14 protein-coding genes and 1 other RNA gene are annotated in these 15,608 nt (G+C 29.4%); 11 read left to right on the top strand and 4 right to left on the bottom strand.

Translation table 11 applies throughout. The features are described 5' to 3' along the window. The 3 genes from DTL3_RS07750 to DTL3_RS07740 are packed head-to-tail and all read right to left on the bottom strand — an operon-like array spanning window position 1 to window position 5,863. Entirely contained in the window at window positions 1-4,143 is a 4,143-nt protein-coding gene (locus DTL3_RS07750) for a PolC-type DNA polymerase III (protein WP_045088218.1), read from the bottom strand. Further along, complete coding sequence (ruvC, locus tag DTL3_RS07745; RefSeq protein WP_045088217.1) at window positions 4,140-4,622, bottom strand: crossover junction endodeoxyribonuclease RuvC; 483 nt, start codon at window positions 4,620-4,622, stop codon at window positions 4,140-4,142. Before ruvC ends, DTL3_RS07750 begins: the two co-directional genes overlap by 4 nt. A 2-nt stretch (window positions 4,623-4,624) precedes the next feature. Next, window positions 4,625-5,863, bottom strand: a complete 1,239-nt coding sequence (locus DTL3_RS07740; protein ID WP_045088216.1) for an aminopeptidase P family protein — start codon at window positions 5,861-5,863, stop codon at window positions 4,625-4,627. 388 nt (window positions 5,864-6,251) lie between these two features. On the opposite strand from DTL3_RS07740, the gene DTL3_RS07735 reads away from it, so the two are divergent. The 6 genes from DTL3_RS07735 (at window position 6,252) to DTL3_RS07710 (ending at window position 10,980) form a co-directional block, all read left to right on the top strand. Next, the gene (locus tag DTL3_RS07735; RefSeq protein ID WP_045088215.1) at window positions 6,252-6,854 is read left to right on the top strand and encodes a hypothetical protein; all 603 of its coding nucleotides are present in this window, start codon (window positions 6,252-6,254) and stop codon (window positions 6,852-6,854) included. Between the two features lie 19 nt (window positions 6,855-6,873). Beyond that, a complete protein-coding gene (fliS, locus tag DTL3_RS07730; RefSeq protein WP_045088214.1) occupies window positions 6,874-7,308 on the top strand; it encodes a flagellar export chaperone FliS in 435 nt (144 codons plus the stop codon). Window positions 7,309-7,417: 109 nt separating this feature from the next. Continuing rightward, window positions 7,418-8,464 (top strand): dipeptidase, encoded by a 1,047-nt coding sequence (locus DTL3_RS07725; protein WP_045088213.1) that lies wholly within the window; start codon window positions 7,418-7,420, stop codon window positions 8,462-8,464. A gap of 91 nt (window positions 8,465-8,555) precedes the next feature. Continuing rightward, window positions 8,556-9,248, top strand: a complete 693-nt coding sequence (locus DTL3_RS07720; protein WP_045088212.1) for a hypothetical protein — start codon at window positions 8,556-8,558, stop codon at window positions 9,246-9,248. Between the two features lie 59 nt (window positions 9,249-9,307). Beyond that, window positions 9,308-9,868: a thymidine kinase gene (locus DTL3_RS07715; RefSeq protein WP_045088211.1), complete on the top strand. Its 561-nt coding sequence runs from the start codon at window positions 9,308-9,310 to the stop codon at window positions 9,866-9,868. A 293-nt stretch (window positions 9,869-10,161) separates the two neighbouring features. Next, window positions 10,162-10,980: an aldo/keto reductase gene (locus DTL3_RS07710; RefSeq protein WP_045088708.1), complete on the top strand. Its 819-nt coding sequence runs from the start codon at window positions 10,162-10,164 to the stop codon at window positions 10,978-10,980. Between the two features lie 53 nt (window positions 10,981-11,033). Here the strand turns inward: DTL3_RS07710 and DTL3_RS07705 are convergent, their stop codons facing one another. Further along, window positions 11,034-11,543, bottom strand: a complete 510-nt coding sequence (locus DTL3_RS07705; protein WP_045088210.1) for a nitroreductase family protein — start codon at window positions 11,541-11,543, stop codon at window positions 11,034-11,036. A gap of 398 nt (window positions 11,544-11,941) precedes the next feature. On the opposite strand from DTL3_RS07705, the gene ffs reads away from it, so the two are divergent. The 5 genes from ffs (at window position 11,942) to DTL3_RS07685 (ending at window position 15,603) form a co-directional block, all read left to right on the top strand. Further along, window positions 11,942-12,041: signal recognition particle sRNA small type (gene ffs / locus DTL3_RS09360), an RNA gene on the top strand. A 163-nt stretch (window positions 12,042-12,204) separates the two neighbouring features. After that, a complete protein-coding gene (locus DTL3_RS07700; RefSeq protein WP_045088707.1) occupies window positions 12,205-12,822 on the top strand; it encodes a class I SAM-dependent methyltransferase in 618 nt (205 codons plus the stop codon). Window position 12,823: 1 nt separating this feature from the next. Further along, window positions 12,824-13,576: an energy-coupling factor ABC transporter ATP-binding protein gene (locus DTL3_RS07695; RefSeq protein WP_045088209.1), complete on the top strand. Its 753-nt coding sequence runs from the start codon at window positions 12,824-12,826 to the stop codon at window positions 13,574-13,576. After that, on the top strand, window positions 13,567-14,373 hold the full coding sequence (locus DTL3_RS07690; protein ID WP_045088208.1) for an ATP-binding cassette domain-containing protein: 807 nt from the start codon (window positions 13,567-13,569) through the stop codon (window positions 14,371-14,373). The genes DTL3_RS07695 and DTL3_RS07690 overlap by 10 nt, the downstream gene beginning before the upstream one ends. 18 nt (window positions 14,374-14,391) lie before the next feature. Next, entirely contained in the window at window positions 14,392-15,603 is a 1,212-nt protein-coding gene (locus DTL3_RS07685) for a hypothetical protein (RefSeq protein WP_045088207.1), read from the top strand. Window positions 15,604-15,608: the final 5 nt, after the last annotated feature.

The raw sequence follows: 15,608 nt of genomic DNA, 5'->3' as shown, positions 1-15,608 counted from the left end.
TTATCCTCCAAACAAAGAAATCTGGTTTGTTTCTGGCAAATCTCTGAGAACGCCGAGTTCTTTTAAGGTTTGAACATTGGTCTTGTTACATCCAGTTTTTGAAACAAAATCTTCTATTGATTTAAATTCTTCACTTCTTGAACGAATAATTTTTTCTGCTGCCTTTTCTCCAAGGTTGGGTATTTTTGTGAATGGTACTAAAAGAGAATTATCAACAATCAAAAATTCTTTAGATTCAGATTTATATAGGTCAACCATTTTAAAGGAAAAACCTCTTAACATCATTTCTAGCACTAATTCTAAGTTCGTCATTTCACTCTTCTTTTTTACATCTAAATCTGACATACGTAGTTCATAAATTCTTTTTTTAATAGCTTCCTTACCCGAAAAAATTACTTTTAGATTAAATTCATCACCTTTGATTGTAAAATAAGTTGCATAAAACGCTAATGGATAATAGACTTTATACCAAGCTATTCTAAAAGCCATGCTTACATAAGCTGCTGCATGAGCTTTAGGAAAAAGATACTTGATTTTTTTGCATGATGTAATAAACCACTCAGGAACACCTAAGTTTCTCATTAATTCTTCTTCACTTTCATTAATTCCTTTTCCTTTTCGAACTTTTTCCATAATTGAAAAAGCCTCTTTTGGAGGTGCTCCTTTCAAGAGTAAATAGTTCATGATGTCATCCCTACATGAAATAACTTCCTCCAAAGTAGCTTCTTTTGTGTCGATCCAAGTTTTTGCTATACCTGACCATACATCTGTTCCATGAGAGAGTCCAGAAATTCTTACCAATTCAGCAAAACTTTTTGGTCTAGTGTCTTCGAGCATTCTTCTTACAAAAGTAGTTCCAAATTCCGGTATTCCTAAGGTTCCAACTGTAGTACCCAGTTCATTTTTTAAATCTATATTTAATTCTTTAGTAGAAGAGAAAATGCTAAGAGTTTTTTTATCATCCATTGGAATTTTCATCGGATCAATACCAGTTAGGTCTTTTAACATTTTAAGAAACGTTGGGTCATCATGTCCTAATGCATCTAATTTAACTAGATCGTCATGTATAACATGATAATCAAAATGTGTAGTTTGAACCCCAGATTTTGAATCATTTGCAGGAAATTGTATGGGGGTGAAATCATATATTTCTAGTTCTTTTGGAACAATCATTAAACCACCAGGATGTTGTCCGGTAGTTCTCTTTACGCCAGTTATGGCACTTGCTATTCTTTGAATTTCCGAATTTTTTAGGATACCGACATTTTCACAATATTTTCTAGAAAATTCATAGGCGGTTCTCTCAGCAATAGTAGATATAGTTCCGGCTCTATACACATGATCTTCTCCAAACATTTGTTCAATGTACTTATGTGCTTTTGATTGATAGTCTCCTGAGAAATTTAAGTCTATATCAGGTATCTTATCTCCTTCAAAACCCATAAAAGTTTCAAAAGGAATGTTCTGTCCATTTTTTGTCATTTCTGTTCCACATACTTCACACTTTTTTCTTGGAAGATCGTATCCTGAACCGTAATTTCCTTTTTCGATGAATTCACTTTTTTTACAGTTAGGACATACGTAATGAGGAGGTAAAGGATTTATTTCTGTTATTCCAAGTAAAGTTGCTACAAATGAAGATCCTACAGAACCGCGTGAACCAACTAAATATCCATCTTCAATTGATTTATTTACTATTCTTTGGGCTATAAGATATAAGACTGCATAACCGTGTTTAATTATAGAATTTAATTCTTTGTTTAATCTATCTTCAACAATTTTTGGCAACGGATTTCCGTATATTTCATGTGCATTTTTTAATGCCGTTTCTTTTACTTCTTCTTCAGCATTTTCAATAGTTGGTGGATTTAATTTCTTACTTAGTGGTTGAATTAAATCAATTTGATCAGCAATGTTATTTGGATTATTAATAACAACATTTTCTGCTATTTCTTTGTCTTCAAATATTTTCATTGCCTCTTCAATCATTTCATCTGTTGTTCTTAAGTATTTGAGCGAATTTGTAGGTTTTCTTTTTTCTGCGAATTTTAGTGTGTTTAAAAAGACAACGTCTTCTTTATCAAGATAGTGTGCATTAGAAACCATAACAACAGGCATATTTAATTCTTTACCTAAATTATATATAGATTTATACATTTTTATAATTTCTTTATTAGATATTTTAGAGCTTATTTCAAGTGAATTAATAGGCATAATTTCTAAATAATCATAAAATTTAGCAATCTCAATTATTTCGTCATGAGAAGCTCCCCTTAAATAAGCATCTATAATTTCTCCTTCTTCACCACTACTTCCAATTAATAGACCGTTCCTCATCTTTGAGAGTTCACTTTTTAAAATTCGAGGAACTCTATAGAAGTATTTCACATGGGAATTGGAGATGAGTTTATACAAATTTTTTAAACCTGTTTTATTTTTGACTAAAATAGTCATTTGCGTGGGTCTGATTCTTCTATAATCTATAAATTTTTTCAATTTTTCAAGTTCAGAAAGCTTTTTTATATTTTTGTTTTTTGCCATTTCAATAAGTTTAATGAAAACTAAAGCTGTTACGTTAGCGTCTTCATGAGCTCTATGATGTTCAAAATTACCCAAATTTAATTCATCAACGACTTTATCTAAGGAATACCCTTTTAAATTTAATAAAGATTTTGATAAGGCTAATGTATCGATATATGTTTGCTCAAAATGTTCATTATATACTTTTGCAACCCATTCTCTTAAAAATCTATAATCAAAGTCAGCATTATGAGCTACTAAAATTGCATCTTCAATAAAACTTAAAAACTCTGGTAACACAACTTCTATAGGATTTTCTTTTTCAAGCATTTCGTTTGTTATACCAGTAAGGTTAGTTGTAAATTGTGAAACAGGTTTTTTTGGTTTTACTAATCTATGAAATTTTGAAACAATCTTCATATCTTTTAATTTTACAGCACCAATTTCAATAATTTCATTTAATGCAGGTTCTAAACCAGTGGTTTCTAGGTCAAAAACAACATATTCAGCCTCTTCAATATTTTTATCTTCTTTTAATAGTGTAACTATGTTGATAAATTCATCTACAACAAAGGCTTCCATTCCGAATATTGGTTTGATACCTTTTGCAACTGCTTTATCATAAAATTCTGGGATGCTTTGAACAACACCAACATCTGTAATTGCAATAGCTTTATGACCCCATTTTTTTGCAGTATTAACTATTTCATCTATATCAAGCAGGCCTTCCATCGAACTTAATTTTGAATGTAGATGAAGTTCAACCCTTTTTTGTGGATAAGTATCTTTCCTTTCAAAAGGATCAGATTTTAATTTAATGAGGTTTATAGGCTTAATTGCAAATTCCTTTATATAATTGTCGTAAAAAATCGTTCCTTCTAAAAGTAAAACATCATTTAAAGCAAGATTTTTAAATAGGGTTATTGCAGTTTCAGAAAATGCTTTTATCACAGCTGAACTTTTTTTATCTGAAATATATATTGAGGTGATTGGACCTCTTTCATTGTGTTCGATATAAAAAATTTTTCCACTGACAACTACAGATGTCCCTTCGTTCATAGGAAGTATATTTAAAGGCATAGGTATTTTTTTAAACTCTTTTCCTAAGATGATTTCCAAATCTTCTGAATTTACACTAGTAGAATGAGAAAGTGTTACTGCTTCATAACTGCTCATGGGAATATTTAAATTAGGTTTTAATGTTTCATCTATCAAAATATCATATGATAATTTTTTACCCAAATGCTTGTATAACAACTCTTCAAATTCATTTTGAAAGTTAGTTATTCTTGCTTTAACCATAGGGTATGGTGTTTTAAAAATTAAACGTTCTTCATTGATAGTTGGCGTCAGAAAGCGTAAATAATCCCTTAGTGGATGAGAATGAATAATTTGTTCCCAATTTTTTACAATAAAATCAGGACTATTGTTGCTTAAGAAATTTATCGAGACATCTTTTTTTAAAAGCCTTTTTAAAAAGAAGGATAATTCTTCTTCTGAAATATCAGTTAAAGGTTTATTTAAGATAACTTCAACATAGTTGTTTAGGAAACTAATGTTTCCTTCTATCTTGAAAGGAATAAAACCTAAATATTCCATAAAAAAATCATTCAAATATTTCATTTTAACAAATTCCTCCTAAAGTTAGCGTGACAAAAAGCTGCTGCTAAGGCATCTGCAGCATCATCGGGAGTTGGATTTTTTTCTAATTTTAAGATCAATTTTAAAGCTCTTTGAATCTGACCTTTTTCCGCGTGTCCATAACCAGTAACTGCTTGTTTAATTTGGTATGGTGTATATTCATATATAGGAATGTTTTCTTCTTCAAGGGTTAGTAATATTACTCCTCTAGCTTCACCTACTTGAATCGCAGTCGCTACGTTTTTAAAAAAGAATAACTCCTCAACAGCTGCTTCATCAGGTTTATAATGTTTAATTAAATTATTAAGTTCTTCTTTAATTTGTAGAAGTCTACTTGATAATTGTAAATCTTTATTAGTATAGATTACTCCATAATCTATGGTATTATAATTGTTTCCAAGTTTCTCAATGATACCATATCCAATTTTTCCGTATCCCGGATCAATTCCTAATATCACCATTTCTAAGCTCTCCAGATGTTTTCAATGTCAAATAATTCTCGAGGGATGTCTACAGATAAGTTTTCGCATCCTTTTTCAGTTATTAATAAATCATCTTCGATTCTTATACCAATCTTTTCTTCAGGAATATAAAGTCCGGGTTCATTGGTAATTACCATACCCGGTTCAAGTTTGATTTTTTTCCCTCCAACATCATGAGTATCTAGCCCTAAAAAGTGAGATATTGAATGAAAATAATATTTAGATAATTCTTCATCTGAGTTAATTAGCTTAATTTCTTTGCATCCTTCAGCTAAGGCCTTTTTTGCAACTTCATTTAACTCAAAAAGAGTTATTCCAGGTTTGGCTTCACTTTGAACTTTTTTCATCGTATTTAAAACGATTTGATAAATGGCATTTTGCCTTTCTGTAAATTTACCAGAAATAGGAAATGTTCTTGAAATATCAGCACTATAATAATTATATTGTGCACCAACATCCAATAACACAACATCTCCAGGATTAGTTTTGCTGTTATTAGAAGAATAATGTAAAATAGTGGAATTTATTCCGGAGGCGATTATAGGTTTAAAAGCAAAATCAGTTACCCCATTTTTTCTTAATATAAAATCAAAGTAGGCTTCTAATTCATATTCATACATTCCTGGTTTGGCATTTTTTATTAAAAACATTATAGCCTCTTTAGTTATTGCAATAGCTTTTTTTATATTTTCAATTTCAGTTTCATCTTTTTTAACTCTAAAATTATTTACTATTTTTGATATATCTTTGATTTTTATGTAGGGGAAATGTTTGGTTACTTCTCTTGCTAATTTTTTTTCCGTAGCGTTATTTTCCCAATCAATGTTTTTTAGATAAAGGTATACACTGTCAATACAATATTTGCTAAGAGTACTTCCCAAAAAGCCAAAAAAATCGTCCATATAATTAATATTTTTAATGTCTATATTTGATTTTTCGAAGCAGAATTCTTTGCTAGGCTTTTCTCCTATCCATCTTGCTAATACAGGGTCGTTTCTTTCAATAAACAATTTTTCAAAGATTTCATCATCAGTTTTATATATAACTAAGAAAGAATGTTCGATTGCAAGATTGGTAAAATAAAGATAATTTCTATTTGGAGAGAAAGGATAACGTTCATCCCCACTTTTAATGGGACTTTTAGAAGAATAAAAAATAGCTATAGAATTGTCTTCTAAAGAATTTATTAGACTTTCTCTTCTTGATTTAACAACAGACATATATTTTCCTCCTAAATTAAGTTATATTAAGCACTTTAGAGATTTTAATACCAAACCTTTATCAATGTTTTTAATTTCAACTTTTTGTAAAAATAATTCCACAATTCTGTTGCTCGACGATTGTCTATTTCTTTAACTTATTCAGTATTTTAACCGAAATTTCTAAAGCGTCTTTAAGTCGAAATTTTTAGTTATAGAATTAAGAGTCGTGAGTTGATTTAATTTAATTTTAATTATTTTCCTATAACTTTATTATATCATCTAATAACTTATAGCAAAAGTTAAAAAATTATATTATGCTAAAGAAAGAATTTTTTTATCCGATAAATAAATGGCTTAGAGATTCTTTTAATTAAAATTATTTTAAATTGCAAAGGAAGTGAAGAATGTGTTAGATGAAGAAAAGGTTAGAATTAAAATTAGCGGGTTGATAAACGAAGATTCTAAAGTTGATTTTGATAAGTACAGTAATTTTGAGGAAATGGTGAAAGATTATATAAATATCACGCAAGGTGTTTTGACAAAAATTAAGATTAATGAAAAAGAGATTCCTTTAGCCTATTATGATGAAATCAAAGATGCTTTTTTTGAAGGTGGAGAGGAAATTGAATTAGAGTTTAGTTCAAGAGACTCTGTTTTGCTGACTCTAATACAGCAATCATTTGAATACATTAAAAAAGTTAGAGACAATTTAGAAAATGTATCTCAAGAAATTTTGTTAAATACTCCGGAAGGTCATAATTTACTAAATAGTATTGCTGAAGGTATGCAGGCTTTGTTGGATATTGTTGAGCAAACGAAAATCTATACAGGAATTAATTTCTATGAATCTACAGATCTTGAAACAATACAAAACATTATCTCAAAGCTAATTGATGCCCAGAGAAATGAGGATTTTTTTGAACTTTCCGATATTATAGGCTCAGAGTTTAATAAGGTTTTAGACATATTTGAAAATTTACTTGATAAAGCTTATAATACATTACAGTAACGTTTAAGGGGGTTATCTAATGAACAATTTTCAAAATTCAAATGTTTATTTTGAGAATAGTGTAAAGACCGCAAGTCCTACTAAACTTGTTGAATTGCTGTACAAAAATTCAATTGAAAGACTTGAAAAAGCAGTAAAAGCTATTGAAAAGAATAACTTGATCGAAGCAAATCATGAAATTATTAGGGTTGAAGAAATTATTTTAGAATTAAATGTTTCTTTAAATATTGAAAAAGGGGGAGAAGTTGCTAAAAACCTTAGGTTGTTATACAACTATATTTACGAACAATTAATTCAGGCGAATTTAAAAAAGGATATAGATACTTTAACTGAAGTTAAATCTTTAATCAAAGATCTTTATGAAACTTGGAGAGAAGTTGTTAAACAAGATGTTCAAACCGCAAGACAATTAAATGCAACTTCATTAGACCCTAAATTTGATATTAAATATTAAGATAAATTGGCATGTAGAGTGTTTGAAACATTCGTCTTTAAGAGGCGAATGTTTTTTATATTACAGGTTAATCTATATTTAAAATAATAAGATGAAGGAGATTATCTTAATGAATTATTTTAGTGATATAACAAATGAAATTCTTAACGAAAGTATTGTAATAGACGGTCATTTTGATTTATTGATGGATTTATCTCGTCAACGAAAATTAGGATTTTGTAAGGTAATGGAAAGCGACCATTTGGAGAATTTTAAAAAAGGTGGCTTAACCTGTGTAGTATCTTCTATATTTATTGAAAACTGTTTGATACCAGAGTTATCATTAAGAGAATCTTTAGATCAGATTAGTTCTTTTTACCAAGAGATTTCTGAATCAAAAGATAATTTTATTTTCTGTAAAACTTATGATGATGTATATAAGGCAAAAAAAGAAGATAAAATTGGGGTATTTTTATCGTTTGAGGGTGTAGAACCTTTGTATAACGATTTATATTTACTAGAGATTTTTTATGAATTGGGTGTTCGATTTGTAGGACTTACTTGGAGTAGGAGAAATTATGCAGGCGATGGAAGTAGATTTTCTGAACCTGACACTAACAGATATTTGAACGGATTATCAGATTTTGGGGTTGAATTAGTTAAAAAGTCGCAAAAAATGAATATGATTATAGATGTTAGTCATCTCAACGATAAAGGATTCTGGGATGTTATTAAATTAACCACCAAACCTATTATTGCTTCACATTCAAATTGCAGAAGTATTGTTAACATAGAAAGAAATTTGACGGATGAACAAATTAAAGCTATAGCTAGGACTGAAGGTGTAATTGGTATAAATGCTTTAAACAAATTTGCTTCCTCTACACCAGAAAAAGCCGACGTTAATGATTTGGTAAACAACATTGACTACATAGTCAATCTAGTAGGAATTGAATATGTTGGCTTAGGATTTGACTTTTGCGGACACTTAAAAAAATATGATCCACCTATAGTTACAGAAAATCGTTTATCAAATTCTTTTGAGATTTTGGAAAATCAATCAAATATCCCATTGCTTGTAGAAGCACTTTTAGAAAGAGGATATCGTAAAGAAGATATAAAAAAAGTTTTGGGAGATAATTTTTTGAGGGTTTATAAGAAAGTTTTTAACAAATAATTTTCATTTTTTAATATTGATTCAGGTTAATATGTGATAAAATTAATGTAAATATACATATTATTTTAATTTAATGGGGTAGGAGAATAAAATGCCTGGTTATTTAACTCACATTATTTTTGGACATAAGATTCTTCCGGCAAATTTAAAAAATGTTAAGATGTATAATTTAGGTCTAATGGGACCAGATATTTTTTATTACGAAAAATCTGATCCGAAATATAAAATAATTGCAGATACATTACATGAAATAGATTCAACTAATTTAATTATGAAACTTAAACAAGAAAGCAAAGAGTATGCATTGGGATTTTATCTACATAATTATCTAGATAAAAAAATACATCCAAGAATAACAACCTTGGAAAGAACCACTAACAAGTCACATACCAAAATTGAAACTATAATAGATGCTGCTTTATTGAAGAAAGAATGGAATATATCAGTTGCTAAATTGGATAAGAATTTTTTCCCTCAGAGAATCCCAGCAGGTTTTGTTAGAATATTTGAAGAAGAATTATATAAGAGTTACGGGATTGACGATATCCATTTAAAGGATGTATATCATACTTTTTTAAAAAACTTTAGCTTTTTATATGATTTTTATTATCTGAAAGCGCTGTTAGTATACATGATGTATTTTATAACGTTTGGTAATTTCAATTATAAAGATTATTATATTTTTCGAACTCCTTCCGTAAATATATTAAAGGACTATGGAATAGAAGTTTTATGGAAAGAAGCTATTAAAGAGGTTGTACCTTTGATAAAAGATTTCTTTTAGTATCTTGTTAGTAATTTTAAAGTTAATACAATTATTTTTCAAGGAAGTGAAAGATATTTATGAATTCAGGCAGCTTAGTTGTTATAGTAGGACCTATGTATTCAGGAAAAACTTCCGAATTAATTTCTTTTATTGAAATATATACTTTGGGAAAGAAAAAAATAAAAGTTTTCAAACCTAAGATAGATTATAGATATAATAATACTCAAATAGTTTCTCATTCAAAATCGGCGGTTGATGCTATAGCAATAACTAAACCAAAAGAAATTTTAACTTATCTCCAAGGAAATGAAAACGCAGTTTTTATTGATGAAGTTCAATTTTTAGATGAAACTTTAAGAGAAGTAGTTCTTCAAATGATAGAATCTGGAATAGATGTTTATTGTGCGGGATTAGATTTAAGTTTTAAGGCTAATCCATTTATTGTTACGGCTCTTCTTATGGCTCATGCAGACAATATAATAAAAAAGAAGGCAGTTTGTCATGAATGTGGAGAATACAGAGGAACGTTGACATACAAGTTTGTTGGAAATGGTGATGAGATAGATATAGGAGGTTTTGATAAATATATTGCTGTGTGTAGAGATTGTTATCTAAAATTAAAGCAAAAAAATGAATGAACTTGTATATAATGAGATATTTTTCTTTGCTTTTCTAAATATAAGATTTTTAGAATTATAGGTTTATTGTTGAACTATTTTTAAGCCTACGTTATAATCATAAAAAGAAAGAAAAACATTATTATTTAGAAGTAAAGTTAATGAATCGCCTATAAAAATGAAAATTTTTTAAAAATGTAATTTTAATTTATAATAGGTTCAGGACGGAGCCCTCTCCCCTTTCCTAGCTTACAAGTACCTAAAAGTTTAAAAAAGTTAAAAGTTAATTGATAAGGAGGTCTATACATATGAAAATTTCAAGCATCAATGATACTACAGAATTGTCTAACAAAATACGTATGCCTTGGCTTGGTTATGGAACTTACAAGGCTTCAGGAAAAGAATTAATTGAAGGTGTACAATTTGCGTTAAGTATAGGTTATAGATTAATTGATACTGCTGAAATGTATGATAATGAAGAAGAAATAGGTAAGGCTATTAAAAAAAGCGGAATTCCTCGAAATGAAATTTTTATAACATCTAAGGTATGGAATACAAATCAAGGATATGAAAATACTCTGAAAAGTTTTAACAATTCTCTAAAAAGATTGAATATAGATTATTTAGACTTGTATTTAATTCATTGGCCAGTAAGTGGAAAATATATAGAAACTTGGAAAGCCTTGGAAAAATTATATAGGGATGGTAAGGTTCGAGCGATAGGGGTAAGCAATTTCTTAATCCATCATTTACAAAATATCATGGATAAGTGTGAAATAGTACCTATGGTCAATCAGATTGAGTTTCACCCTCATTTGGTACAGAAAGATCTACTAAATTTTTGTAAGATTAATAAAATTCAGGTTGAGGCTTGGAGTCCTTTAATGAGGGGAAGAATTAATGATATTCCTGAAATTGTTAATATTGCTAAAAAGTATAATAAAACACCTGCACAAATTGTGCTCCGTTGGGATTTGCAACATGAAGTAGTAACTATACCAAAGTCAGTGCATAAAGAAAGAATCAAAGAAAATGCAAATATTTTTGATTTCGAGTTAAGTGAGATAGATATGAAAATAATAGATGGTTTAGATCAAAACAAAAGGTATGGAGCTGACCCAGACGATTTTTAGTTTAAAAAGTAAATATTGTAAATATAAAAAGTGGTAAAAAGGCTAAGTGCCTTTTACCACTTTTCAAAGTGAATTCTTTCTTCCTTGAACCTATTTTCATATTCTTTTTCTTCAGCTGGATATCCTATTGGAATTATGCACAAAGGTATAATATTATCAGGTAAATTGAATAACCTTTTCAAGGGTTCTTCTCTTTCTTTATTAGGATGTACCCCTACCCATACTGCTCCCAAACCCTGATGTACAACTTCAAGCAAAAGGTTTTCAGTAGCTGCGCTACAATCTTGTACCCATCTACCCTTTGATATTTCTTTTTTTAAGTCTCCACAAACTATGATGGCTATTGCTGCCTCTTTTAGCATTTTAGCATAAGGATGAATTTCTGTCATCTTTAGCAATGTGTCTTTATTCTTTACAACTATGAATTCCCAAGGTTGCTCGTTATTTGCAGAAGGAGCCTGCATAGCCGCGTGTAAAATTTTCTTTATTACATCATCCTCAACTTGTTTGTCCTGAAATTTTCTTATACTTCTTCGATTTAAAATTTCTTTTAAGATTTCCATAAAAAAGACCTCCCACAAAAAGTTTTTACTTGCTTTAGGAATTTTAAAAACTAAAACATAATCTTAACTATTTCTGATTTGCTTTAAATTATTCTGAAATTAAGCCAATAGAATTAGGTTATACACTTACAACACATTAATTCAAAACATTATATTTTGAAAATCCACATTTCAAATGGGTGTAAGATACCCTTTGTGTAGGGAAAGGACTCCGTACCATTACCCTATATAAACAAGATACAATATACTTTGTGACAGTTCATTTCTAAATTTTCTAAAAATATATGATTAGTTTAATTTTACCATTTATTTAATAAAATGTGTTTACTTATGATTCAATATTAAGAAGTTGAATTTTAATGAAAAAAATGCTATAATGAATATGTCAATATACATGTGGCTGGGTCCTGCGCAATGGGAACCCGTGAAACTGGTCAGGCCCGGAAGGGAGCAGCCATAAGCGGTGATTCTCAGGTGCGGCAGAGTAACCCAGCCATCTTTAGTGATTGAGGAGGTAAAAGTAATGGCGACTCGTAAAAAAAATAAGGAAATATACGAAGATGTTCAAATTTATGGTCCTGAAGATATAGCTCATCTTAATGTTGAAGAAGTTATAGCCAAAGTTAATATAGATTTATTAGAAAATAAAGGCACATCTGCAATTAAAGCTTCTACTTCGCAGTTTGAACATTATTATAGTGAAAATCCGACATCAGATTTGCGTGTTAAGGAACACATTTTAAAATTAAAGAATGCACATCAGTATAAGTTTAAAGCTCCTTCTGGTGTATATGGAAAGAAAAGAATTGATAGAGCATCTATTTTACTCATCGAAAATGTCAAATTAACAAATGAAAAAGTATTAGATATTGGTTGTGGATATGGAGTTATAGGAATAACTTTGAAAAAAGAGTATCCGAATATTACTCTTTTCATGAGTGACATTAATTCTAGAGCAGTAGAATATTCAAAAATAAATGCAAAAGATAATAATGCTCAAGCTATAGTAAAACAAGGACATTTATTTGAACCGTGGGAAGGAGAACTTTTTGATGTCATTGTTTGCAATCCACCAATTGTGGCAGGTAAAGCAGTGTTACATGAGTTAGTTAAGCAAGCAAAGAATTTCTTGGTTTCAGGTGGGAAATTTTATATAGTTGCATACCATAATAAAGGTGGAAGTAGTTTAGAAAATTATATGAAAGAAGTTTTTGGGAATGTAATTCAAGTTACAAAGTCTGGAGGTTTTAGAGTATATCTTTCTATGAAGAGGGGATAACATGTTTTTTGGTTGTGAAAATCTATCCTTTAAATATGGGAACGTTGAAGTCTTAAAAAATGTGAATCTTGAAATAGAAAAAGGTGAATTCATAGGGTTAGTTGGATATAATGGAAGTGGAAAGTCAACTTTACTTAAAGTTATGTCTGGAATATTGCAACCTTATTCTGGAAACGTTTATTTTAAAGATAAAACGCTAGATGAGAAAAATAGGATCAAAATAGGATATATTTTTCAGAATCCTGAAAATCAAATTATAGGAGTTACTGTTGAAGAGGACGTGGCATTTGGTTTAGAAAACATTGGAGTACCCCGCGAAGAAATGATTGATAGAATAAATTGGGCTTTATCGATAGTAAATTTAAAGGGTCTGGAACATGCTGATCCAAACACTCTTTCTGGGGGACAAAAGCAAAGGCTTGCAATTGCTTCGATTCTAGTTATGGAGCCAGAGGTGATTTTAATGGACGAGCCCACTTCAATGCTTGATCCTAAGGGTAGGAACGAAATTTATAATGTGATAAAAAAATTAATAAAGATGGGAGAGACAATAATAATAGCCTCTCACCAACCATCCGATTTAGAAGAAGTAAATAGGATTATAGCTTTGGATAAGGGTGAAATAATCTTTGATGGATTAAAAGATGAATTTTATTCAAAAAATATAATCGATGTAGAATTGCCTTTTAAAACTAAGCTCGAGAAAGAATTGCACTTTAGATTTCAGAAGTTGGTTGATGAATTATGTCAATAAAACTAGAGAATGTTTCATATACATATGGATTGAATACCCCTTTTGAAAAAGAGGCCTTATTTGAAATTAATTTGGAAATAAACAAAGGTGATATATGGCTAATAGTAGGTCATACTGGATCTGGTAAAACTACCCTTATTAGTTTAATAAATGGATTACTTTTACCTCAAAAAGGGGATGTAAAAGTAGAAGGAATGTCAACAAAAAACAGGAAAGTTAATATTAAGGACGTAAGGAAAAAGATAGGGATAGTCTTTCAATATGCAGAATCCCAATTTTTTTTACCGACCGTAAAAGAAGAAATTTTATTTGGTCCGAACAATTTTGGGATCGAATTAACAGACGAGCAAATAAAATATTATTTAGATTTAGTTAATCTTCCAATAGATTATCTAGATAAAAATCCTTTTGAATTATCTGGCGGAGAGATGAGAAAAGTTGCCATTATTTCTATTCTTTCATACAATCCTGATTATATAATTTTTGATGAACCTACTGTAGGACTCGACTTTAACACCAAACAATCTATATTTTCTTTAATTAGGAATTTACAAGATTTAGGTAAAACAATAATTGTCTCTACTCATTGGATAAATGAATTTTCCAATTTTAAACCAAAGGTTCTGTTATTAAAAGAAGGTCGCGAATTGTTTAAGGGTGAGTTTGATGATTTTATTCAGATGGATGAACAATTATTATTTGATGCTGGTATAATATTGGATGAAAAGCTTCAACTTTATAAATGCGCTTTAAAAAAGGGACAAAAAGAGCTAGCAGAGAAGATATCCAATTTATAGAAACTGGAGGTATTTGTGTTGAAGAAGTGTATTCTATTAATTTTGCCTTTAATAATTATATTTTCCTTTGGATTTTCTCGTTCAAATACTGAACTTGATTTAAGAAGGAGTTTTCTGATCTATTCAGAAGGAGATTCCGAAATATCTTCTTTGTTAGAATACAACATAAAAACAAAAATGGTGCAACAAGGCAAATATAAGGTAATGACTCGTGACGATATTTTTTTAAAGAATATAAGTGATATTTTAGGAAAAGATTATAACAGTGCTGTAGATGTAGATTTTCTGGTTTATTTAAAAATACTTGAAAACTTTCCAAGCAAAGAAACTATGCCTGATCAAGCATGGTGGGAATATAATATTATAGTTAAATGTGAAGTTATAAAAGTGTCTACTGGAGAAAATTTCTATTTTCAAATAATTTCTTCTCAAGGTACATCTTACCTTGGAAGAAATCAAAGCGATGTAGAGGCTTATTTTTATGCAAGAAGAAATGCTATCAATAATCTAACTGCTTATGTTGTAAAGTCTTTAAACAATCTTTTTAGATTGAAAGCTAATATTTTACGAATTGAAGACAAGTATATTTTCATTGATGGGGGAAGAAATATAGGGATACACAAAGGTATGATGTTTGAATTTGTTAACTCTACTGAAATCAATGGAAAACCATACGACGAATTTGGAGGAAAACTTATAACTGACGAAGTTTGGGAAGCTGAGAGTAAATTAAAAATATTGGAAAAACCCAGAAGTTTCGATTATAAGAATGAAAATGTTTATGTTATTGAAAATCCCTTCTTATCTTCTGTTAGAAATGTTTTTAACCTATATTATTTAAATGAGAGTCTTCAAAGGAATGGATTTGGTTTTGAGATAGGAATTGATAATTACGAACATTTGTATATTGGTACTGATTTTCAATTCTTATTTGATAATAATTTTTTCTCTTTAGATATTGATTTTAATTTAGGATATTTGAACTATCTAGCAGAGATGGATTCAAACATTTTATTGGGAGCATCTATTGGTTTAAAGAGTGTAAATACAAAAGAAGGAAATTCCTATGGATATTTCAAGTTAACACCAAAAATTGGTTATTCTCATTATATAAATAAAAGCGTAGGATTGACTTGCAGATTTGGCTACAATATTCTTTTACCCAAAGAACATGAAATAGATTTAGGGAACAATATCGTTATCGACTTGGGGATTTCCTTAAGATTTTAGAGTTT

The organism is Defluviitoga tunisiensis (assembly GCF_000953715.1).
GTDB lineage: Bacteria > Thermotogota > Thermotogae > Petrotogales > Petrotogaceae > Defluviitoga > Defluviitoga tunisiensis.
The sequence above is the reverse complement of the archived record's forward strand: the minus strand, read 5'-3'. Positions and strand labels throughout refer to the sequence as shown.